Origin of the sequence: Brevundimonas lenta, from assembly GCF_014196335.1 — a bacterium.
Taxonomy (GTDB): domain Bacteria; phylum Pseudomonadota; class Alphaproteobacteria; order Caulobacterales; family Caulobacteraceae; genus Brevundimonas; species Brevundimonas lenta.
This window is the reverse complement of the sequence record NZ_JACIDM010000003.1, coordinates 525169-547871: the sequence shown is the minus strand read 5'-3', so window position 1 is coordinate 547871 and position 22703 is coordinate 525169. Positions and strand designations below refer to the sequence as shown.

The 22703-nt window shown below is 66.9% G+C and carries 18 protein-coding genes; 8 read left to right on the top strand and 10 right to left on the bottom strand.

Features of this window, described 5'->3' with window-relative positions:
- Positions 1–141: 141 nt before the first annotated feature.
- From GGR12_RS15780 to glsA, 4 genes are read left to right on the top strand one after another with little or no spacing between them, the layout of a single operon-like run.
- Positions 142–1242, top strand: a complete 1101-nt coding sequence (locus GGR12_RS15780) for an amidohydrolase family protein (RefSeq protein ID WP_221212420.1) — start codon at positions 142–144, stop codon at positions 1240–1242.
- Positions 1229–2791, top strand: a complete 1563-nt coding sequence (locus tag GGR12_RS15775; RefSeq protein WP_221212419.1) for a prefoldin domain-containing protein — start codon at positions 1229–1231, stop codon at positions 2789–2791. Before GGR12_RS15780 ends, GGR12_RS15775 begins: the two co-directional genes overlap by 14 nt.
- A 55-nt stretch (positions 2792–2846) precedes the next feature.
- Positions 2847–4325, top strand: a complete 1479-nt coding sequence (locus tag GGR12_RS15770) for a DcaP family trimeric outer membrane transporter (RefSeq protein ID WP_221212418.1) — start codon at positions 2847–2849, stop codon at positions 4323–4325.
- Positions 4326–4357: 32 nt separating this feature from the next.
- A complete protein-coding gene (glsA, locus tag GGR12_RS15765; protein ID WP_221212417.1) occupies positions 4358–5395 on the top strand; it encodes a glutaminase A in 1038 nt (345 codons plus the stop codon).
- 8 nt (positions 5396–5403) lie between these two features.
- Here the strand turns inward: glsA and GGR12_RS15760 are convergent, their stop codons facing one another.
- Positions 5404–5838, bottom strand: coding sequence for a surface-adhesin E family protein (locus GGR12_RS15760; protein ID WP_183205612.1), 435 nt, complete (start codon positions 5836–5838; stop codon positions 5404–5406).
- Positions 5839–5917: 79 nt separating this feature from the next.
- The gene (locus tag GGR12_RS15755) at positions 5918–7057 is read right to left on the bottom strand and encodes a DNA cytosine methyltransferase (RefSeq protein ID WP_183205611.1); all 1140 of its coding nucleotides are present in this window, start codon (positions 7055–7057) and stop codon (positions 5918–5920) included.
- A 113-nt stretch (positions 7058–7170) separates the two neighbouring features.
- Between GGR12_RS15755 and GGR12_RS15750 the strand changes: the two genes are divergently transcribed.
- Positions 7171–7635 carry a hypothetical protein gene (locus tag GGR12_RS15750; protein ID WP_183205610.1) on the top strand — a complete coding sequence of 155 codons (465 nt, stop codon included), beginning with the start codon at positions 7171–7173 and terminating at the stop codon, positions 7633–7635.
- 6 nt (positions 7636–7641) lie between these two features.
- Here the strand turns inward: GGR12_RS15750 and GGR12_RS15745 are convergent, their stop codons facing one another.
- The 7 genes from GGR12_RS15745 to GGR12_RS15715 form a co-directional block, all read right to left on the bottom strand.
- Positions 7642–7914 (bottom strand): hypothetical protein, encoded by a 273-nt coding sequence (locus tag GGR12_RS15745; protein WP_183205608.1) that lies wholly within the window; start codon positions 7912–7914, stop codon positions 7642–7644.
- A 14-nt stretch (positions 7915–7928) separates the two neighbouring features.
- Positions 7929–9710, bottom strand: coding sequence for an ATP-binding protein (locus tag GGR12_RS15740; protein WP_183205606.1), 1782 nt, complete (start codon positions 9708–9710; stop codon positions 7929–7931).
- Position 9711: 1 nt separating this feature from the next.
- Positions 9712–10236: a TOL_0243 family YfiR-like periplasmic protein gene (locus GGR12_RS15735; protein WP_183205604.1), complete on the bottom strand. Its 525-nt coding sequence runs from the start codon at positions 10234–10236 to the stop codon at positions 9712–9714.
- 2 nt (positions 10237–10238) lie between these two features.
- The gene (locus GGR12_RS15730; protein WP_183205603.1) at positions 10239–12059 is read right to left on the bottom strand and encodes a TOL_0244 family TonB-dependent receptor; all 1821 of its coding nucleotides are present in this window, start codon (positions 12057–12059) and stop codon (positions 10239–10241) included.
- 211 nt (positions 12060–12270) lie between these two features.
- On the bottom strand, positions 12271–12543 hold the full coding sequence (locus tag GGR12_RS15725; RefSeq protein WP_221212416.1) for a DUF5985 family protein: 273 nt from the start codon (positions 12541–12543) through the stop codon (positions 12271–12273).
- On the bottom strand, positions 12540–12812 hold the full coding sequence (locus tag GGR12_RS15720) for a DUF5985 family protein (protein WP_246328953.1): 273 nt from the start codon (positions 12810–12812) through the stop codon (positions 12540–12542). Before GGR12_RS15720 ends, GGR12_RS15725 begins: the two co-directional genes overlap by 4 nt.
- Positions 12809–13294, bottom strand: a complete 486-nt coding sequence (locus GGR12_RS15715) for a hypothetical protein (protein WP_183205601.1) — start codon at positions 13292–13294, stop codon at positions 12809–12811. Before GGR12_RS15715 ends, GGR12_RS15720 begins: the two co-directional genes overlap by 4 nt.
- A 173-nt stretch (positions 13295–13467) precedes the next feature.
- On the opposite strand from GGR12_RS15715, the gene GGR12_RS15710 reads away from it, so the two are divergent.
- The 3 genes from GGR12_RS15710 (at position 13468) to GGR12_RS15700 (ending at position 21877) form a co-directional block, all read left to right on the top strand.
- A complete protein-coding gene (locus GGR12_RS15710) occupies positions 13468–19260 on the top strand; it encodes a HAMP domain-containing protein (protein ID WP_183205599.1) in 5793 nt (1930 codons plus the stop codon).
- The gene (locus GGR12_RS15705) at positions 19260–21281 is read left to right on the top strand and encodes a response regulator (RefSeq protein WP_183205598.1); all 2022 of its coding nucleotides are present in this window, start codon (positions 19260–19262) and stop codon (positions 21279–21281) included. Before GGR12_RS15710 ends, GGR12_RS15705 begins: the two co-directional genes overlap by 1 nt.
- A gap of 362 nt (positions 21282–21643) precedes the next feature.
- The gene (locus GGR12_RS15700) at positions 21644–21877 is read left to right on the top strand and encodes a hypothetical protein (protein WP_183205596.1); all 234 of its coding nucleotides are present in this window, start codon (positions 21644–21646) and stop codon (positions 21875–21877) included.
- On the opposite strand, the gene GGR12_RS15695 is transcribed toward GGR12_RS15700, so the two are convergent.
- Positions 21874–22509 carry a response regulator transcription factor gene (locus GGR12_RS15695; protein WP_183205594.1) on the bottom strand — a complete coding sequence of 212 codons (636 nt, stop codon included), beginning with the start codon at positions 22507–22509 and terminating at the stop codon, positions 21874–21876. The genes GGR12_RS15700 and GGR12_RS15695 overlap by 4 nt on opposite strands.
- Positions 22510–22703 lie beyond the last annotated feature (194 nt).

The following is a 22703-nucleotide window of genomic DNA, read 5'->3' as shown; positions in this document are numbered from 1 at the left end:
CCTCCGCGGGTCGTTGCGGGACAACCTTGTCCGGCGACAGGGAAGGGAGATCGGCGGGTTCGCCCGCCGGTAGAGGGTTGAAGAATGGCGATCGGGGCTTCCGCTCGAGGGAGCGGGCTCATTCCTGCGCGGCTACCGCGCGTGGCGCTGCTCGGCGCCGCGCTCGCCGTTCTGGCGGTCGCCCCGGCCGACGCCCAGTCCGCGCCGCCCGATGACGGCTACCTCTTCAACGACTCCCACTTCCACCTGACCAACTACGTCCAGGTCGGCACAGACATCTCCGACTACCTCGACATCATGGGCGACAAGGTCGAACGCTCGACCCTCTTCGGCATCCCGCTGCAGCAGACCTGGTCCTACGGCAACTCCGGCGACTACGCCCCGACCTACTATCTGCAGAGCGACGCGCCCCTCTACTACTACTCGTTCACCGACGCCTGGATCGCCCACGAATACCTGTCCCTGCCGCCCGAACAGCGCGCCAGGCTGGACCCGATGATCACCGGCTTCAACCCGGCCGACATGTACGCGGCCGACCACATCCGGCGGGTGCTCCAGACCTACCCCGGCGTCTTCAGCGGCATCGGCGAGTTCTCGATCCACAAGGAGTTCGTCTCCTCCAAGGTCGCCGGCGAGACCGCCAGCCTGACCAATCCGGCGCTGGACCGCATCCTCGATCTGGCGGGCGAGGCCGGCCTGCTCGTCATCCTGCACAACGACATCAACATCCCCTTCGGCCCGCTGGATCAGGAGCCGCTCTACCTCCGTCAGGCCAAGGACGTCCTGCGCCGGCACCCGAACACGACCATCATCTGGGCCCACACGGGCCTCGGCCGCATCGTCCGCCCGACCCAGGCCAGCGGCAGCGCCTATCACGTCGTCGAACGCAGCGAGGCCCACAGCGCCCTCCTGGCCGAGATGCTCGCCGACCCGACCCTCTCCCACGTCTATTTCGACATCTCGTGGGACGAGGTCGCCAAATACGCCGTCGACAATCCCGACTCGATCCGCAGCACGGCCGCGCTCTTCAACCGCTTCCCCGACCGCTTCCTGTTCGGCACCGACAACGTCGCGCCGCGCGATCAGGCGGCGCAGCTGCGGGTCTACCACCTCTGGGATCCGGTCTTCGCCCAACTGACGCCCGAGACCAGCTACGCCATCCGCCGCGGCAACTACGTCCGCCTCTTCGACAACGCCCGCACCCGCGTCCGTGCCTGGGAGGCAGCGAATGTCCAGCGCTAGATCCATCCTGCTCCTGGCTCTCGCACCTCTGGCCGTGGCGGCCTGGCCGTTCGCGGCCGTCGCCCAGACCCAGCCGGCTGCGCCGGCGCCCGACCCCGCCAGCATCCAGCGCCAGATCGACGAGATTCGCGCCATGAAGGAGAGCATGGCCGACCAGATGGGCCAGCTGGACGCCCGCATCAACGCCCTGGAGACCGAGCTGCAGGCCACGGTTCCAGGCATCACCATCCCGCCGCCGGAGGTGCAGCAAACCGTCTCGGCGGAGCCGCAGCCGCAGATCCCCGGCGAGGCGCCCATCCTGACGACCGACACCAAGACCTCTCCAGGCAGCGGCGCTATCGTCGACGCTTTCGACGAGATCTACGACCCCAATCGCGGCATCGTCCTCGCGGCCGGCGAATGGGGCGAGCTCGATGTGACGCTCGCCACCTACGTCCGATACCTGAACCAGATGGGTCTCGACGACAGCTACACCGACAGCTTCGGCCGTACCTTCGACATCGACCGCCGCCAGGAGGCGCAACTCCAGAAGGTCACCTTCACCTTCAAGGGGTGGTTGTTCGATCCCAAATTCCGCTGGCTGATCTTCGCCTGGACCGCCAACACCAGCCAGGGGTTGGGCGCCCAGACGGTGTGGGCCGGCAATCTGACCTACAAGTTCAACGACGCGCTGACTGTCGGCGGCGGCATCATCGCCCTGCCGACCACGCGCTCGACCATGTACACCTACCCGCACTGGCTGCGGGTCGATAACCGCACCTCCGCCGACGAGTACTTCCGCGGGTCCTACACCTCCGGCTTCTGGGCGGAAGGCGAGATCGTCGACCGGCTCTACTACCGCGCTGTGATCGCCAACAATCTGAGCACCCTGGGGATCGACGCCGGTCAGCTCAACGACGAGTTCAACACCGTGTCCGGCGCCCTGTGGTGGATGCCGACCACCGGCGAGTTCGGCTACGCGAAAGGGTTCGGCGACTTCGACTGGCACGAAGAGGTCGCGACCCTGTTCGGCGTCAGCTACACCCGCAGCCCCGAGGACGCGCAAAGCCAGCCGACCGAAGACAACGGCTTCGACAACGTCCAGCTCCGGCTGTCGGACGGCACCAACATCTTCTCGCCGAACGCCTTCGCCCCCGGCGTTCAGGTCGACCGGGCCACCTATCAGATGGCCTCGCTCAACGCCGGTGTGAAATACCGCGGCTGGTCGTTCGAAGGTGAGTATTACGCCCGGTGGATCGACGACTTCGAGGCGAACGGCCCGCTGCCGGTCGATGACCTGTTCGATCACGGGTTCCAGTTGCAGACCTCGTTCATGCCCGTGCGCGACACGCTGCAGGCCTACATCTCGGCGTCCAAGATCTGGGGCGAGTTCGGCAATCCGGGTGACGTCGGGGTGGGCCTCAACTGGTTCCCCCTGCACCGCCGCAACCTGCGCCTCAACGGTCAGCTGCTTTACCTCAACCATTCGCCGGTCGGCGGACTCGCATACCCCTACGCCGTCGGCGGCAACGGCTGGGTGCTCACAACCGATGCCGTGCTCGCGTTCTGAGCACCACTTCCACTGACCCCGCTGTTGGGGGCCATCGCTTCAGGAGGCTCCAGTAATGCGTCATCTTCTCGCTCTTGGGTGTCTTGGCGCAGCCATCGCATCCCCGGTCCTCGCCGATGAGGCGGAACCGGAAATCCTCCAGACCGCCGCGACCCAGACGGCCCCTCCTGCGCCGCAAAGCGCGGACCCGCGGGAGGAAGAGATCCGCGCCCTGCGCGCCCAGATCGCCGAACTGGCCTCCCGCGTCGAAGCCATGGAGACCGAACAGGCTTCCACCCCGGTCGAAGCCAGCATGATCCCCGTTCGACAAATTCCCGCCAGCGCAGAACCGGCGCCCCGGCTGTGGCCGGCCTTCCTGACACGGCAGGGCTCAGGCGGTGGCGTCGACGACGACAAGTTCGAAATCTACGGCTTCGGCCAGGTCGACTTCATCTACGACTTCAACCGCGTCGACCCGGCCTGGGAGGACGCCTTCCGCCCGTCGAAAATTCCAACGGAGAACGACGCCTTCGGCTCGGACGGCCAGACCTCGATCTCCGTCAAACAGTCCCGCCTCGGCGTCCGCGCCAGCGGCGAGGCCGGCGGTCGACCCTATGAGGGGCGGTTCGAATTCGACCTGTTCGGCACCGGTGTCGACGCCGGCCAGACCACGTTCCGGCTCCGCCACGCCTACGGACGTTGGGGCCCTATCCTCGCCGGGCAGACCAATAGCCTGTTCATGGACGGCGACCTGTTCCCCAACACCATCGACTATTGGGGTCCGTCGGGGATGGTCTTCCTGCGTAACCCGCAGATCCGCTGGATCATCACGGACCGCCCGGACTTCTACGCCGCCGTCGCGGTCGAGAAGCCCGGCAATGACATCGACGCCGGTCTTATCCGCCAGATCGATCCCGACCTTGGCTCCGGCCTGACCAACACCGAGAGCCTGCCCGACGCGACCGGTCAGGTGCGCTGGCAGGGTGACGGCTACCACGCCCAGGTGTCCGGCATCCTGCGCCAGATCGGCTTCGAAACGATCGGCGCTCCCGACAACGAACCCGACGGCGACGACCTCGGCTGGGGCATCAACCTCGGCACGGCCTACACGATGGGGCAGGGGACGATCCGGCTCGGCGCTGTCTTCGGCGAAGGCATCGCCAGCTACATGAATGACGGCGGCATGGACCTGGCGCCCCAGGTCACGATCGTCGGCACGCCTCCGGGGCCGATCGACATCACCGGCGAAGGCGAGGCCGTGCCGCTGTTCGGCATGACCGCCTACCTCGACTGGGCCTGGAACGAGCACTGGACCTCGGCCATCGGCTACAGCTTCACCGAGGTCGACAACACCAACTTCCAGGAGGCTTCGGCCTTCCACCGCGGGCAGTACGCCTCGGCCAACATTCTATGGACACCCACCCCCCGCGTGATGACCGGCGCGGAGCTTCTGTGGGGCAAGCGCACCGACAACGGCGGCGCAACCGGGGACGATGTCCGCATCCAGTTCAGCTTCAAGGTCAGCTTCACCAGCAACGACTTCCTGGTCGACTAGCCCCGACCGGGGCTGAAAATGGGACAACTACGATGAGAGAGATCAACGCCAACCGCCGCTCCGCCCTGGGACTGATGAGCGCCGGAGCCCTGACCGCAGGCCTCGGCGCCGCGGTCCCGGCCGCCGCCCGAGCGCTTCCCCAGTCGAACGTCGATGCCGCCATCAACGCGGCTTACCACCAGTACCTGCCCCTCACCGAGGGCAAGAACGCCGACTACATCCCGGCCCTGGCCGAGGTGCCCTCAACCTACTTCGGCATCGCCCTGGTCGGCGCCGACGGCCAGATCCACTCGGCCGGCGACGTCGAACAACCGTTCTCCATCCAGTCGATCTCCAAAGTCTTCAACATGGCCCTGGTGATGAAGGAATCCGGCCAGCAACGGATCATCGACAGCGTCGGCGTCGACGCCACCGGCCAGGTCTTCAACTCCATCGAGGCGGTCGAGCAGTACCGCGGCAAGGAGATGAACCCCCTCGTCAATCCAGGAGCCATCGCCACGGTCGGCAACATCCAGGGCACCGATCCGGACCAGATCTGGGCCAAGATCATCGGCATCCACAGCGACTTCGCCGGCCGCCAGTTGGAGGTCAACCAGCCCGTCTACCAGTCCGAAGCCGCCACCAATCAGCGCAACCGCGCCATCGGTTCGCTGATGTCGGCCTATGATCGCTTCGCGATGGATCCGGCGGTGGCGACCGAGCTCTACACCCGGGGCTGTTCGATCAATGTCACGGCCCGGGACCTGGCGGTCATGGGCGCGACCCTTGCCTTCGGCGGCCGCAACCCGGTGACCGGGAAGCAGGTGATCGACTCCTCACTGGTGCCGGGCATTCTCGCGGTCATGGCCACCGCCGGTCTCTACGACGACAGCGGCAAATGGCTGTTCAAGACTGGCCTGCCGGCCAAGAGCGGCGTCGGCGGCGGCCTTATGGCCGTGGCCCCGGGCAAGTTCGGCATCGGCACCTTCGCGCCGCCGCTGGACGAAGCGGGCAACAGCGTGCGCGGACAGCGGGCGATCATTGACATCGTCAACGCCCTGCACGCCAACCCGTACGCCCAGTTCGGCTGAGGCTCAGGTCAGGGTCGACCAGCTTCGACCCAGGCCTTGATCGAGGTGAACGTCGGCGGCTCGGCGCGCGCGCCGTCGCAGGCGATCGCCTTCAGGTGCTCGGGCACGGTGCCGCTGCGTACCGGCTCCCAGCCCGGATTGGCCTCCGGGAACCGGTCCAGTTCGGCGCCGTCGGGGCCGTACTCGACGATCCCGGTCGTCCGCCATTTGCGGGCGCCGCAGTCCAGTTCGTACGTCTCGATCGAGTGACTGAAGTCGTCGGCGTCCCCCCGCAGCGGAACCGTGGCGACTATGATCGTCGTCATGCCGTCGACCGACCCGATCGCGTCGACGTCCGCCATGAAGACGTTGTTCGTGCTGCGCGAAAACGAGTTCCAGTCCTCGGCGTGAACCGACGACGCCGCCGCTCCGAGGGCGGCAAGAGCAAGCAGGATTGTTCTCATTGAAGACCTCCCCAGATCATCAATTCACCATGATGCGCGCCTCTGCGCTCTTGGCAAGTCCGATATCAGGGACAGTCGCTCAGGCGGCCCGTCTGGCGCTCTCGCCACCCGCCAGCAGCGGCTCGAACAACCACCTCGCCAGATGCCGCACCACGGGCACCGCCACGCCGTCTCCGGTCAGATGGCAGGCCGCGCTGTAGGACGCCGGCAGGCGATAGCTGTCCGGCAATCCCATCAGCCGCGCGGTCTCCCGCGCGGTCATCAACCGGGAGCGGACGGCGCCGTTCTCGATCACCAGCAGCGCCTGCCGGCTGGACCCGCCGCCGGGGGTCCGCAGGCAGCCCGCCATGTCGAAACGCACCTCGGCCCGCTGCACCTTGCGGCCTTCGCCGTCCTGGCGAGTCCGCCGGAACAGCGCCCCGACCTGCCGTCCGCCCGCCCGGCGCGCCGCCTCGACCTTGGCCCGGTTGACCGGCGACATCAGCCCCAGCACCCGCGCCGTCTGCGCCGCGCTATGCCAGCGGATTCCCGTCGAATCGCGCTCGGTCAGGGCAGCCAGTTCCGTCACCGCTGCGACGGGCGTCGGCACCCGCCACCAGACCATCTTCGCCCTGAGATCCTCCGGCAGCCGCTCAGCGGCCCGACGCAAGGCGATCGGGTGGAACGGCTCCTCCGGCCCCGGCGCGATCAGGTCGGGATCGATCGGAACATCTCCCCGCACCCCGATCACGAACAGCCGCGGTCGCGACTGCGGCACGAACCGGTCGGCGTTGATGACCAGCGCGCCGAACGCGTAGCCGGCGTCGGCCCAGGTCCGGCACAGGATCTCGAAGTCGCGTCCGCCCCTCGACGTCAGCGCGCCGCAGACGTTCTCGATGGCCACGATCCGCGGCGCCCGACGCACTTCCGCCAGTCCCCGCGCCAGATCCCAGAAGGCGTGGAACGTCCCCGAGCGCGTCCCGCCGAGGCCCGCTCCGGCGCCGGCCAGCGACAGGTCCTGACACGGGAACGAGCCCCACATCAGGTCCGCCTCGCCCGGCAGATCTCCGGGTGTCAGCGCGGCGATGTCGCCGACGAACAGCTCCTCGTCGCCCCAGTTCTCACGGTATGCCGCGGCCTTCTTGCGATCGATGTCGTTCGCGAACCGGCAGCGCCAGTTTTCGCCCAGCCCGGCGCGCACCATTCCGCCCCCGGCGAAGAACTCATAGGCCTCAGGCATGGAGCGTCCGGAGGCTTGCGGGCTGCGATTCGACCATGGTCGAAGGCTGAGGCCTGGCGCCGTCCAAGTCCATGCATGGCGGAACGGATCGGCGCGTCGTCCGCTTGCCCGCCATGGCTCCCCGCTTGAAGGTCTTCACCTGGTCGGACGGCTTTCACGCCTTCACAGTCGCCGCCGGCTCGCGCCCGAAGGCGCTGGCGGCCTGGGGGATCAAGCGAGACATCTTCACCGACGGCCTGGCGCACGAACTCGAAGAAGGCCCCGACTACGACGCCGCCCTGGCCGATCCCGGACAGGTCATCGAGCGCGGCGTCGCGATCGACATCGACAAGGTCTCACGCCGACCGTCGCCAAAGAAGAAGGCCGGCCCGTCGCACGCCGCTCGCGAAAAGGTCCGCGCCCTCGAAGCTGAACTGCACGACCTCGATCAAACGCAGGCCGAGGCCCGCGCCGACCTTGAGGCCGAAGCGCAGCGCATCGCCGCTGAACTCAACGCGATGACGAAAGCCCACGACCGCGAACGCGACCGTCTTACCGCCCGGCTCAAGCAGGCGCGGGCGAAGGTGCAGGACGCCTGAGCCGCCTCAGGCCGGGCAGGCTGCGACGCAGTTGTTGAAGACGTAGCGAGCGTAGCTGATGCACGGCGTATAGACCGCGCCCCGCCATCCGCCCTGCAGGTCCATTTGCCGACAACGCTGGTCCTCGGCGTTGAAAGCGGCCTGGCAGGCGGCCACGCAGGTCGGGTTGGCGGCGACCCGGGTCATCGCCGTGACCGGCGTCGCGCCGTTGTGGGCGGTGACGTTCACCAGACTGGCTACGGCGAAGGCCGCGGCGAATACAAACACTCTTCCGGTCATGAAGGACTCCCCAGCTAAGCTTGTGGACCGCCCGGCGAGCCCGGAGGTTCCGTCACGTTCCGGTGATCGTCACCGGGCAGGGCAGCCGCAAGCGTCGCCGCAAGGTCGGACAGACCATAGGGCTTGCTCAGCAGGGTGAAACCCGCCCGGCTCGCGGTCGCCGCGGCGTCGCTGAATCCCGTCGACAGGATCACGGGCAGGTCGGGCGCTATCGCGCGAAGCTCGGTCGCCAGGGCCAGACCGTTCATCGTCCCCGGCATGACCATGTCGGACAGCACCAGATCGAACGCCGGATCGGCGTGGAAGACCCGTAGCGCCTCCTCGCCGGTGCTCGCCCGCACGTGGGTATAGCCCAGCTCGGACAGCATATGACCGACGCCTTCGGCCACGCTCTCGTCGTCCTCGACCAGCAGCACGCGGCCTTCGCCGGCCGGCTGCGAATACGTGGCCCGGACGGGTGCGCCGCTGACGGTCTTGTCGGTGACGGGCAGGGACAGGATGAAGGTCGCACCCTCGCCGTGCGTCGATCCGACATGCACCTCGCCGCCTGACGAGCGCGCGAAGCCGTAGACCTGGCTCAGGCCCAGGCCGGTGCCCTTGCCGACTTCCTTGGTCGTGAAGAAGGGTTCGAAGACGCGGGGCAGCAAGGCTTCCGGAATGCCCGAGCCGGTATCCGCGACCGAAATCCGCACCGCTTCCGTCGGGCCCTCGCCCTGCATCTCCACGGTGATGACCAGGCGCCCGCCCTCGGGCATGGCGTCCCGCGCGTTGACGGCCAGGTTCAGGATCGCGAGTTCGAGCTCGCCCACGTCGACCTCGATCGGCCGGAGCGGTCGGCGCACCTCGATATCGACGGCGATGTCCTCGCGCAGGGATCGCTCCAGCAGGATCCGCATGCCCTCGACCTGGTCGCCGACGTCGATGACGGCGGTCCGCAGCGGAGTCTGACGCGAGAAGGCGAGCAACTGACGGGTCAGGCCCGAGCCGCGGTCGACCGCCTGACGCATCCCGTCCATCAGCGCCTGCCGGCGCGCAGGATCGGCGCTGCGCTGGAGCAGGTCGATGGCGCTGGAGACGACCATCAGCAGATTGTTGAAGTCGTGCGCCACGCCACCTGTCAGTCGCCCGATCGCCTCCATCTTCTGGCTTTGCCGCAGCGCCTCTTCGGCCCTCTCGCGCTCCACCATCTGCTCCTGCAGACGATCGTTGGCGCTGGCGAGTTCGGCGGCCCGCGCCGTCAGCGCACGGTTGGCGACCCTGAGCGCGCTCTGCGTCAGGGTCAGCACCGCGATCAGCAGGGCCGCGAGCGCGAGCACCAGCATCATCCCGGCGTAACGCGACAGGCGCTGGCTGGCCGGCGTATCCATCAGTCGCAGACGAGCCGTACCGAGGCGCTGGCCGCCCTCCACGACGGGGCGGTCGACGTACAGCTTGCCGTCCTGGAACAGGGTGGTCGTCCCGCGCGGCTCGACGACCGGACGGATCACCTCGCCCGGACGGGCGTAGCCGGCGACCAGCCGGTTGTTCTCGTCATAGATGGCGGCCGCCAGAACGCTGGGGTTCACCTGCACGGCGTTGACGTAGTCCTGGGCGGCCTGCCGGTCGTCAAAGGCGAGGGCCCCGCTGACGGCGGAAGCCAGAAGGTCGGCCTGGGCGCCGGCCTCGCGCGCCAGTTCTTCCTTCATGGCGCGTTCGTTGGAGATCGAGATGAGCAGTCCGGCGACCAGCAGGATCGCCAGGCAGATCATCGCCACCAGCGGAACGCCCCGCGCTCGGACGGTGGACAGCCAGCCCATGTCAGCCGCCCTCCCGGACGCTGATGGCGAGGTTCAAGAGGCGCGAACTCATGCCAAGTCCCGAGCTTGTAGCCGCCGCCTTGTCGATATGGAACCGCACCCGATTGCTGACGACCACGAAGTGGATCATGCCGCGCTGCTGCGTGACGGCGGAGTCCGTGACGATCAACACCGCAGCCCGGTTGTTCGCCGCCGCCGCTGATCCCGCGCCGACATAGAGGATGTGGCATCCCGTCATCGCGGCGCCGGCGGGCAGTCGCCGCACGCCGATGCGACGGCCATGTGCGCTCTGGCCCCCGGCCGCCTGATCGAGGGTCTCGCCGAACGGATCGCGGCCGGACACGCAAATGATCAATGGGGCGCTGTTCGCCTCGAAGGCCGTGGGCGGCCATTCGACGAAGGCGGCGAACCGGACCAGGTAGTTGGCCTTGACGGCATACTCCAGGCTTTGGGCATGGCTTCGCCCCGCCGGCGCCATCAGCGTCAGCGCGAGTGCGGCAAGCGTGAGGGCGAGCCGCCTGAACACGTCTAGAAGCCTGCTCTGTAGGTGGCGTAGACGCTGCGTCCCAGTACGCGTCGGCGGGTCGGATCGGCCGTCTCCAGCCGGGAGTCGTCCAGCAGGTTGGAGCCGGTCAGCGCGATTTCCGAACCGTTAGCGAAACGCCAGCCCAGCCGGACGTCGGCTTCGACGTAACCGTCGAGGTGTGACACATCCAGTTCGTCGACGGCGCGCAGGCGGACGTCCAGTTCCAGGTTGTCCGTCAGCTGGGATTTGGATCCCAGAAGAACCTGCCAGCCCGGATCGTCGCCGATCGAGGCGAGGTTCGAGAGGTCCAGTGCGTCGGCCTTTACGCGGAAGTCCTTGTCCAGCGTCGCCGCGCCGAAATCCAGCCGCCAGCGAGGCGTGATCTGGTAGCTGCCCCAAGCCTCGACGCCGGACGTATGGCCCTCGCCGCCGTTGCCGAAACTGAGCGGAATGAAGGTTGCGGCGTCCGGCTGCAGGGTCCTGAGATCGTCGTAGTCGTTGTAGAAGGCCGAGATCGAGAACGACAGGTTCGGCGTCGGCTGTGAGCGATAGCCCAGTTCGTAGGCGGTCAGCTGCTCCGACTGGAAGTCGCCGCCGACCAGCAGCCCGGGAAGGGTCAGGTCGCGGTCGATGCGGTTGGCCGTCCGCGCGGCCCGGGAGATCGCGCCCCAGACCAGTGAGCCATCTTCGCGCGACCACGCCAGGCGGACGTTCGGCAGCACTTCAAAGCCGGTGAAGCTGCTGTCCTCGAGCTTCACGCCGACCGTGAGCGTGACCGCTGCGGAAAGGGAGATCTGATCCTGAATAAACAGATTGCCGAGCGTGATCCGCCGCTCCTCCGGTGACAGGAAGGCGCCGCTGCCCGGCGCGCTGACCAGGCTGTTCTCCACCCAACGATATCCGCCGCCCCAGACCACTGCGTGCGAGCCGCTGTCGAAGGCATGCTGAACGGCGAGGTCGATTGTGCTGACGCGCTCATTCGAGGCGGCCGAAACCCGGTCGGTGTGGTCGTAGTAGGTCTGGGCCATCAGCTGGCCGTTCTCGCCGAGGTCGCGCGTCCACCGTCCCTGCAGGTGTCCGCCCTGAAGCACGACGTCGCCCAGCACCTGGTGGTCGTAAAGGTCGCCCTGAACGCTCCAGGAGCCCAGACTTGTGTCCCAGTCCGCACGGCCGCCGATCCGAACGCCGGCGGTGGCGTCGTCCGCCTTGCCGCCTGTTTCGAACTCGCTGGCGCTGCGGTCGAAGCCCGTCGCGAACAGGCGCCAGGCGCCGCTGTCGCCGAGTTGTCCGCCCTGTCGCAGGGTCAGTGTCCGGTCGTCGTTCCCGAGTCCGGCCGATAGCGCCGGTCCGGCGGTGTTGCGCGCCGACCGGGTGGTGATGTTGATCACCCCGTTGACGGCGTTGGATCCGTAAAGCGCGCCGCCGGGGCCGCTGATCACCTCGATCTGTTCGATGTCCTCCAGCACGACGCCCTGGGCGTCCCACAGCACGCCGGAGAAGAGGGTCGTGTAGATGCTGCGGCCGTCGATCAGCACGAGCAGCTTGTTGGCCGTTTCGAACGAATTGAAGCCGCGTGCGCTGATCGCATAGTCGCCGGCGTTGACGCGCTGGACCTGAAGGTTGGGCGCGAGCCGCAGAACCTCGGGCAGGCTCGCAGCTCCCGACCGCCGGATGTCGTCGCGGGTGATGACGAACACGGCCGCGGCGGCTTGCGACAGCTGCTCCGGGCGACGGGACACCGAGGTCACCTCGATCGCCGCCAGCTCCTCCAGCGAAAGGCCCGACAGATCCTGCGGCCGGGCAGCCGCTGCGGCCTGGGTCACGACCGGCGCAGCGTCGTTTACGGCAGGGCCAACAACGGCGAGCGCCGCAAGTCCCGCGACAAATGACATGAATCCCCCCTTACGGCGGCCCCGTTCGCGACGGTTTCTCCGTCCGCGGACAACTGCTCAGTCCGGCAAAGGTTGCGTGCACTGTCCCTGAAAAACGCGATGTTTCCATCGCGTGGCTTCGATGCAGCACCGGACGCCCCGGTCAGCCCCTCGGCGCCGCCCGTCGACTCTTACCGATGATCGCGACGATGATGATCAGGAAGGCGAGCAGCCGCAGCAGGTAAAAGGGGCTCTGCTCCTCCCGCGGCACATGCAGCAGATTGGTCAAAAGCGGGGTCGCCGCCATGAGCAGGAAGGCCGCTGCAAAGGCCAGGAACAGCCTGTCCCCTGTCCGTCGCCAGAACTTCAGAAAGAACAGGGCCGCCACGGCGTAGCCCATGATGATCGCGCCGCTGACGACAGCCATGAAGCTCATCGGTCGACCTCCCAGATGAAGCCGTAGATCAGCACGCCCACCGCCAGCAGGGCCGTCGCCTGGCGGCCGGCCGTAAGGTCGGTGTCGAGCATCACGACCCGATCGAGAACCACCAGCAGATTGTTGAGCGCCAGCAGCGAGAAACAGGCCGCGCTCCAGAGCAGCAGGGGTTGCCGCGATCGCGCCCAAGAGCGGGTCAACAGGCCGGCGCACAGCGCGCTGGTCAGCAGGCACAGCCCGTAGACGACCTCCGGCCCCAGCAGTCTCAAGACTTCCAACCCCCGAAACGGAACGAGTCCGCAAACCCCTTCAATGGATCCGGCCGTCGCGTCGCGATCGTATTGACCACGGCGACCGGCCGCTCACGGTATGCTGCTTCAAGCGCGTCGGAAAGGTCGCCCAGGGTGCGGGAGGCGGGGGCGTAGCGGAAAACGCCATCCTCGCCGACCACCAATCCGGCGCGCTGCAGGCCGTCGAGGCAGTCGTGCACGAGCCTGGGGCTGGCCCGAAGCTCGGCCACCACGCGGTCCGCCGTCCAGGCGGCATCCGGCGCGCCGCGTAGCAGCAGCAACGTTTCCAGCGCCCACACCGAAGGCACCGCGCCTTCAATGAAGGCCGTGAGTTCCGCGCTCAGGGGCGACGGCGGTGGCGCGCTCACGCGGCCGGCGCTCGATACGACCAGGTCGACATGGCGGCGGACCCTAACGCCAGATCGCCCGATGGCAACCGCAAGAGATTTCTTGTTGAACATGGAACCAAGCGCTGCCTTTGCGATTTGTGGCAGTTGGTTTCGGGGGAAGCAGCGGCGATGAGGTGAGGCGAGCCAGGCAGTCGACCGACGCCGGTCGATCCGCCTCGCCGCCTTCGCCAGGTCAAATCTGCGCCTCCGGCTGAATGGGTTTGAACCCGCTCCGTAGGTGAAGAATGTCGCTTGCTGCTCTTGCTTCCGATACCGCACTCGACAACCGCCAGTTGCTGGCCGCCCTGCGGGCGTTCCGGCGGGGCGATTTCTCGGTGCGGCTGCCCAACGATCTCACCGGCATGGACGGGGAGCTCGCCGAAGCCTTCAACGACGTCGTCGAACTCAACGACCGGATGAGCCGCGAATTCCGCCGGCTCGGCGAGGCTGTCGGACGTCAGGGCAAGATCAACAACCGGGCGCGTGTGCCCGCGGCGACCGGCGCCTGGGCGGACAGCGTCGAGGCGGTCAACACCCTGATCGCCGACATGGTGCACCCGACCGCCGAAATGGCGCGCGTGATCGGCGCCGTGGCCAAAGGCGACCTTTCCCAGACCATGGATCTGGAGAACGAGGACCAGCCCCTGCGCGGCGAGTTCCTGCGCATCGGCAAGGTCGTGAACACCATGGTGGGGCAGCTGGGCTCATTCGCCTCGGAAGTGACCCGCGTGGCCCGTGAAGTCGGCACGGAAGGGAAACTCGGCGGCCAGGCCAACGTGAAGGGCGTCGCCGGCGCCTGGAAGGATCTGACCGACAACGTGAACTTCATGGCCGCCAACCTGACCGGTCAGGTGCGGAACATCGCTGAAGTGACCACCGCCGTCGCCAACGGTGACCTCAGCCGCAAGATCACCGTGGACGTGAAGGGCGAGGTGCTCGAGCTCAAGAACACCATCAACACCATGGTGGACCAGCTTAACGCCTTCGCCTCGGAAGTGACGCGTATGGCCCGCGAAGTGGGTACCGAGGGCAAGCTGGGGGGGCAGGCCCAGGTGAAGGGCGTCACCGGCACCTGGAAGGACCTGACCGATAACGTGAACTTCATGGCCGCCAACCTGACCAGCCAGGTGCGGAACATCGCCGAAGTCACCACCGCCGTGGCCAAGGGCGACCTGTCCAAGAAGATCACCGTCGACGTGAAGGGCGAGATCCTCGAGCTGAAGATCACCATCAACACCATGGTGGACCAGCTGAACGCCTTCGCCTCCGAAGTGACGCGCGTGGCCCGTGAAGTGGGCACCGAGGGCAAGCTGGGCGGCCAGGCGCGCGTGGAAGGCGTCGGCGGCACCTGGAAGGACCTGACCGACAACGTGAACCTGATGGCCGACAACCTCACCGGCCAGGTGCGGAACATCGCCGAGGTGACCACCGCCGTCGCCAAGGGCGACCTGTCGAAGAAGATCACCGTAGACGTTCGCGGCGAGGTGCTGGCGCTGAAGAACACCATCAACACCATGGTGGACCAGCTGAACGCCTTCGCATCCGAAGTGACCCGGGTGGCCAAGGAGGTCGGCACCGACGGCAAGCTGGGTGGTCAGGCCCAGGTGGAGGGCGTCACCGGCGCCTGGAAGGACCTCACCGACAACGTGAACCTGATGGCCGACAACCTCACCGGCCAGGTGCGGAACATCGCTGAAGTGACCACGGCCGTGGCCAACGGCGACCTGTCCAAGAAGATCACCGTCGACGTGAAGGGCGAAATCCTCGAGCTGAAGTCCACCATCAACGTCATGGTGGACCAGCTGAACTCGTTCGCCTCCGAAGTGTCGCGCGTGGCGCGCGAGGTCGGCACCGAGGGCAAGCTGGGCGGCCAGGCGAACGTCAAAGGCGTCGGCGGCGCCTGGAAGGATCTGACCGACAACGTGAATTTCATGGCCGCCAACCTGACGGGCCAGGTGCGGAACATCGCCGAAGTGACGACCGCCGTGGCCAACGGCGACCTGTCCAAGAAGATCACCGTCGACGTGAAGGGCGAGATCCTCGAGCTGAAGTCGACCATCAACGTCATGGTGGACCAGCTGAACGCCTTCGCGTCGGAAGTGACCCGCGTGGCGCGTGAGGTGGGTACCGAAGGCAATCTCGGCGGTCAGGCCCAGGTGACCGGCGTGACCGGCACCTGGAAGGACCTCACCGACAACGTGAACCTGATGGCCGACAACCTGACCGGCCAGGTGCGGAACATCGCCGAGGTGACCACGGCCGTCGCCAACGGCGACCTGTCCAAGAAGATCACCGTCGACGTGAAGGGCGAGATCCTCGAACTGAAGTCGACCATCAACACCATGGTGGACCAGCTGAACGCCTTCGCGTCCGAAGTGACCCGCGTGGCGCGTGAAGTGGGCACCGAGGGCAAGCTGGGTGGTCAGGCCAACGTGAAAGGCGTGGCCGGCACCTGGAAGGATCTGACCGACAACGTGAACTTCATGGCCGGCAACCTGACCGGCCAGGTGCGGAACATCGCCGAAGTGACGACCGCCGTGGCCAAGGGCGATCTGTCGAAGAAGATCACCGTCGACGTGAAGGGCGAAATCCTCGAGCTGAAATCGACCATCAACACCATGGTGGACCAGCTGAACGCCTTCGCCTCGGAAGTGACCCGGGTGGCCAAGGAAGTCGGCACCGAGGGCAAGCTGGGCGGCCAGGCGCGCGTGGAAGGCGTCGGCGGCACCTGGAAGGATCTGACCGACAACGTGAACTCCATGGCCGCCAACCTGACCGGTCAGGTGCGCGGCATCGCCGACGTCGTGACCGCGGTGGCCAACGGCGACCTGAAGCGCAAGCTGACGCTGGACGCCAAGGGCGAGATCGCCTCGCTGGCCGACACCATCAACGGCATGATCGAGACGCTCGCCATCTTCGCCGACCAGGTGACCAACGTGGCCCGCGAGGTGGGCATCGAAGGCAAGCTGGGCGGCCAGGCGCGCGTGCCGGGCGCCGCCGGTCTGTGGCGCGACCTGACCGACAACGTGAACCAGCTGGCCGGCAATCTGACGACCCAGGTCCGCGCCATCGCCGAGGTGTCGACCGCGGTGACCAAGGGCGAGCTGACCCGATCCATCACCGTCGAGGCCTCGGGCGAGGTGGCGGCGCTGAAGGACAACATCAACGAGATGATCCGGAACCTGAAGGATCAGACCCTCAAGAACACGGAACAGGACTGGCTGAAGACCAACCTGGCCCGCTTCACCCGCATGCTGCAGGGCGAGCGCGATCTGGCCACGGTGTCGAACATGGTGCTGTCCGAGCTGGCTCCCCTGATCAACGCCCAGCACGCGGTTTTCTATGTCGCCGACAAGGATGCCGCCGAAGAGCCGATCCTCGTTCTGGCCGCCGCTTACGCCTCGACCGAGCGTGAGCAACTGTCGCCGACCTTCCGCTTCGGCCAGAGCCTGATCGGCCAGTGCGCCAAGGAGAAGGAACGCATCCTTCTGACCAACGTCCCGAAGGACTACGTCCAGATCGGCTCCGGCTTAGGCGCCGCCGCGCCGCTGAACATCATCGTCCTGCCGGCCCTGTTCGAGGGTGAGGTGAAGGCGGTGATCGAACTGGCCACGTTCGGTGAGTTCTCCGAGACCCACCAGTCGTTCCTCAGCCAGCTGATGGAATCGATCGGCATCGTGTTGAGCACCATCGGCGCCAACATGCGGACGGAAGGCCTGCTGACCCAGTCGCAGCTGCTGACCGCCGAACTCCAGGCCCAGCAGGAAGAGCTTAAGACCACCAACGACCGGCTGGAACAGCAGGCCGCGTCGCTGCGTCAGTCCGAGGAGTTGCTGCGCGCCAAGCAGGAGGAGCTGCAGCAGTCGAACGCCGAACTGGAGGACAAGGCGGTCCTGCTGTCGGCGCAGAACAAGCAGGTGGAAGCCAAGAACATCGAGGTCGAGCAGGCGCGCTTCGCGCTGGAGGAAAAGGCCGAACAGCTGGCCCTGACCTCCAAATACAAGTCAGAATTCCTGGCCAATATGAGCCACGAACTGCGCACGCCGCTGAACAGCCTGCTGATCCTCTCGAAGATGCTCAGCGAGAACACCCAGGGCAATCTGACCGGCAAACAGGTGGAGTTCGCGAGGAACATCCACGCCGCCGGCTCGGACCTGCTGGGTCTGATCAACGACATCCTCGACCTGTCGAAGATCGAGTCCGGCACGGTCACCCTCGACATCGGCGAGACCAGCTTCGACTCCCTGCGCGACCAGATGGAGCGGACCTTCTCGCAGATCGCCCAGGACAAGAAACTCGACTTCCGGATCGAGATCGACTCTGCGCTTCCGCCGTCGATGTACACCGACGACAAACGCCTCCAGCAGATCATCAAGAACCTGCTGTCGAACGCCTTCAAGTTCACGGCGGCGGGCGGGGTCCGCCTGCGGATCGAACGCGCCGACGGCGGCTGGAACCGCGGCAACGAACACCTGAACACGGCCGGTCAGGTCCTGGCCATTTCGGTTCAGGACAGCGGCATCGGCATTCCGGAAGACAAGCAGCGGATCATCTTCGAGGCTTTCCAGCAGGCCGACGGCACCACCAGCCGCAAATACGGAGGCACCGGGCTTGGCCTGTCGATCAGCCGCGAAATCACCCGCACCCTCGGCGGCGAACTGAAGGTCGAGAGCGAGCCGGACCAGGGCTCGACCTTCACCCTCTACCTGCCGCTCAGCTTCAGCCCCACCGCAGTGCCCGCGGGCGCGGCCGGGCGTGACGGCGCCAACCTGATCACCGTACGCACCCAGCCGGTCGAGGAGGAGACCGAGGTCGTCGAGGCGATCAGCGACGACCGCGACGCCATCGCGCCGGGCGACCAGGTCATCCTGATCGTCGAGGACGATCCGCGCTTCGGATCCATCCTGCTGGCGCTGGTGCATGACAGCGGCTTCAAGGGCGTCATCACCCGCCAGGGCGTGACCGCGGCTTCACTCGCTCGCCGCTATGCGCCGCAGGCGATCATGCTGGACGTCGGCCTGCCGGACATGGACGGCCTTGCCCTGCTCGACCTGCTGAAGCGGACGCCGGAGACGCGCCATATCCCGGTGCATGTCATCTCGGCGGACGATCAGGCCGGCCTGGGCCTCGCCATCGGCGCCTTCGGCTTCACCCCCAAGCCGGTCGCTCGCGAGGACGTGGCCGCCAGCCTCGACGAGGTCCGCAAATTCGTGACCGCGCCGGACCGCCGCCTGATCTTCGTCGGGCCGACGGGCGAGGCGGTCGGCGCGCTGAAGTCCGCGTTCGGCTCGGTGACCCGCGTCGACAACCTGAAGGGTCTGGCGAAGGCGAAGGTGAAACCCGCCGACAGCCTGATCATGGACACCGCCGCGGCGCCGGTGCCGGCCCTGGTCGACTGGCTCAAGGTCGCCGACCGCCCGGCCGTCGTCTATGCGGCTGAGGCCCTGGGAGCTGACGACGAGCGTCGGCTGAGGCTGTCGGTCTTCGCCGGCCAGGCCCGTCTGGCTCGCACGCCCGAACAACTGCTCGAACAGGCGACCCTGCTGCTGCACGAGCCGACGGAAAGGCTGTCGGAGTCCGCGCGCATGACGCTCGCCCAGACGCGCAAGGAAGACGCCATCCTGACGGGTCGAACGGCGCTCGTCATCGACGACGACATCCGAAACATCTTCTCCATGGCCAGCGCCCTGGAGGAGTTCGGCGTGGGTCTGCACTACGCCGAAAGTGGCCGCGCAGGTCTCGATCTGCTGCGCCAGAATCCGGACGTCGACATCGTCCTGGTCGACATCATGATGCCGGACATGGACGGCTACGAGACGATGCGTGAGATCCGATCGATCCCGCGCTTCGCCGACCTGCCCATCATCGCCGTGACCGCCAAGGCGATGAAGGGCGACCGGCTGAAATGCATCCAGGCCGGCGCCTCGGACTACGTCTCCAAGCCGGTCGACATCGATTACCTGATCTCGGTGATGCGGGTGTCGATCCAGCGCGCGGACGCGCACCGGCTCGTCGCCCCCGGGGCGGTGGTCGTCTGATGGCCCGGCGCGCAAGGGCGGCTCCGCCCCCCCTCACGGCCCGGGTGCTGATTGTCGACGACGACGAGCGCAACGCCTTCGCCGCCTCGGAGGCGCTGGAGGTGCTGGGCCACGAACTGGTCGTCGCCCGATCGGGAGAGGAGGCGCTGCGCCTTCTGCTGACGCAGGAGTTCGCAGTCATCCTGCTGGACCTGCACATGCCCGGCATGGACGGCTACGAGACAGCCCGCCTGATCCGCGAGCATCCCCGCACGCGCGACACGCCCATCGTCTTCGTCACCGCCGTCTTCCGCGACGAGGCGCACATCTTCCAGGCCTATTCGGTCGGGGCCGTCGACGTGGTGTTCAAGCCGGTCGACCCGTTCATCCTGCGCTCCAAGGTGGCGATCCTCGCCGATCTGCATCTCAAGACCCTGGAGGTCCGACGGCAGGCGGAGGAGCGTCACTCCCTGCTGGAGGAGAACGCCCGCATTAGCGAGGAGAAGCTGGCCGCCGAACTGGCGCTCAGAAGCGCGCGCGAGCGTCAGGATGCCATCCTGAAGTCGTTGCCGGTGGTCTTCACCTCGCGCGCCAGCGTGCACCCCTACGCCGCCCTGTTCGTCAGCGACAGCATCACGCCCCTGACCGGGTTCGAGCCCAACCGGTTCGTCGAGGAGCCGGAAATCGGCCTGGGTCGCATCCACCCCGACGATGTGCCGGGGGTCCTGGATTGCCTGATGCAGGCCTCGGAAACGGGCGCCTATGCCTGCGAGTATCGCTGGCAATGCGCCGACGGCCAGTACCGGACCTTCCTCGACCAGGGCGTCTGGGTCCCGGACGAGGATGGCGGGCAGATCCTGGGCACCCTTCTGGATGTCACCGAGCGCCGGCACCTTGAGGAGCAGCTGACCCAGGCTCGCAAGATGGAGGCCGTGGGGCAGCTGACCGGCGGCGTCGCCCACGACTTCAACAACCTCCTGACGGTGGTTCTGGGCAACGCCGACATCCTGCTGCGCCGGGTCGAGGATGATCCGCGCGTGGTCAAACATCTGGGCGCGATCCGCGCGGCGGCCGAGCGTGGCCAGACCCTGACGCGCCAGTTGCTCGCCTTCTCCAGGCGCCAGCAGCTCAACCCGCAGGTCGTCGACCTGAACGCGTTGATCCTGGGCTTCCTGCCGTTGCTGAGACAGGCGGTCGGCGAAGCGGTCACGATCGATCTGGCGCTGTGGGATGAACCTCTGCACGCCTCGGTCGACCCGACCCATCTCGAAACCGCGCTTCTGAACCTTGCGGTGAACGCCCGCGATGCGATGGACAATCGCGGCCGGCTGGTGCTGACGACCGAGGTCGAGAATGGAGCCGACGGCGCCCGGTCGGTCCTGATCCGCGTCAGCGACACCGGTTCGGGCATGTCCGCCGAGGTGGCCGAGCGCATTTTCGAGCCCTTCTACACGACCAAGGACGTCGGACTCGGATCGGGCCTGGGCCTGTCGCAGGTCTATGGCTTCGTGAACCAGTCGGGCGGGCAGGTCACGGTGACCAGCACGCCGGGGGAGGGGGCGACTTTCGAACTGGTCCTTCCGGCGACGGATGAGCTGCCTGACGCGACCGCCCTGCCGGCGTCCCGCGGCGATGCGGAGCGGGGCTCGGAGCGGGTCCTGATCGTCGAGGACGATCCGGCGGTCCTGAGCCTGTGCCTCGAGATGCTGAGCGGGCTCGGCTATCGATGCGAGGTCGCCGCCGACGGCGACGGCGCCCTGCACCGGCTCAGCGGCGATCAACGCTATGACCTGCTGTTCTCGGACGTGATCATGCCGGGCGGCATGAACGGCATACAGCTGGCGCGGCGGGCGCAGGCGCTGCGGCCCGACCTGCGCGTGCTTCTGACGTCGGGTTACCTCGGTGAGGCGGCCCAGCAGGGACCGCACGAATTCCCGGTGATCGACAAGCCCTATGAACGGGCCGACCTGGCCCGCCGGATCCGCCACGTGCTGTCGCGCAAGGACGTGGAGGACGAGGCTCGCCTACGGGCTGAGGGGTGATTTCGCCACATAACAGCTAAATCTGGGGACACTCGGAACCTAAGCTGTAGAGGCGGATTGTGGTGTCGGCGCCAGTTGGGCGGTGGCGAAACGCCACCGCTCCGACCTGCGACGTATCCTTTGCCCCCCGTCGCCTTAAGGCGGCGGGGGTCATTGCATTCAGGGCATGAAAAAGGCCCCGCCGAAGGGGAATGGCGGGGCCTTGGTAATCACGGGCGCTGTCGCGGGCGCACATCCATCAAACGCTGCAGTTAGATCGCGGTTCCGGCCGAGGTCCGTCAGACTGACGATACATGGTTAACTGCAACCAATTGTCGCATGGCAGCTTAACAATAGGCGCTGTGGGAACAGGAGGGCGCGACGTGAACTGCATCACCTTTGGGCAGCTTCAGAAATGTGCCGCACGAGCGGGTCTCGTGCTGAGCCGCGATCCGAAATCGCTGCTTGTAAATCTTCGCTACCGGGACGAGCGACAGTCGACGACGCGGTGGCGCGGGCTCACCTTTCACGAAGCCTGGATGCTCGTGGAGGGGCTGACGGAACGGGCGCCGCCGAAGACGGCGGGCCACAGGCCGGACGCCTCGCCCTTCATCTAGGACGCCTTCTTCCCCAGCAGGGGTGCGGCGGCGACGATCGCCTGACTGCGGTTATTGACGCCCAGCTTCCGGAAGATGGCCGACATGTGCTGCTTCACCGTGCCCTCGGTCAGCTCCATCTCGGCGGCGATCTGCTTGTTCAGCTTGCCGTCGGCGAGGGCGCGCAAGACCCGGATCTGGGCCGGCGACAGATTGGCCGCCTTCCGGTGCAACTCCTCGGCCCGGGGGTCGACCGGCGTCTGATCCGGAAACAGCGCCTCGCCCCGAAGCAGGGCCCCGACGGCGTTCACCAGGTTCTCCACTGGCATCGCCTTGCTCAGATAGCCCTTCACCCCAAAGGCCTTCGCCATCGTGACGGCGTGGCTGTCGGTGCGGGCCGACAGGATGGCGATCGTGGCGTTCGGCAGCAGCTGCTGAAGCCGCAGCAGGGCGGTGAATCCCTCGGTGTCCGGCAGCATCAGATCCAGCACCACCAGCTTGATCTCGGCGGCGTGCTTGCGGGCGTACGCCTCGGCGTCCGTCGCCGAGGTCACCCGGCCGACGTCGAGATGCACATAGCTGTCGCGGATGGCCGTCTCCAGCATCTCGCCCACCAGCGGATGGTCATCGACGATGAGTATCTTCCAACGCAAGTCGCTACTCCGCACGGGTGCGGATTCGCCCCGTTCGTTGGAGGTGCAAGGCTTGAGCGGGGAAGGGGTTCCATTCCGGACCGGGAGCCGAATGTCGTCCCAACCGTATAACTTTAGTTCGATTTGGCCCCGTCCGGCGGGCCGGATGGTGGACCTCACCCGGACTGACGGTGTTCCTCGCCCTCAACGCCGCA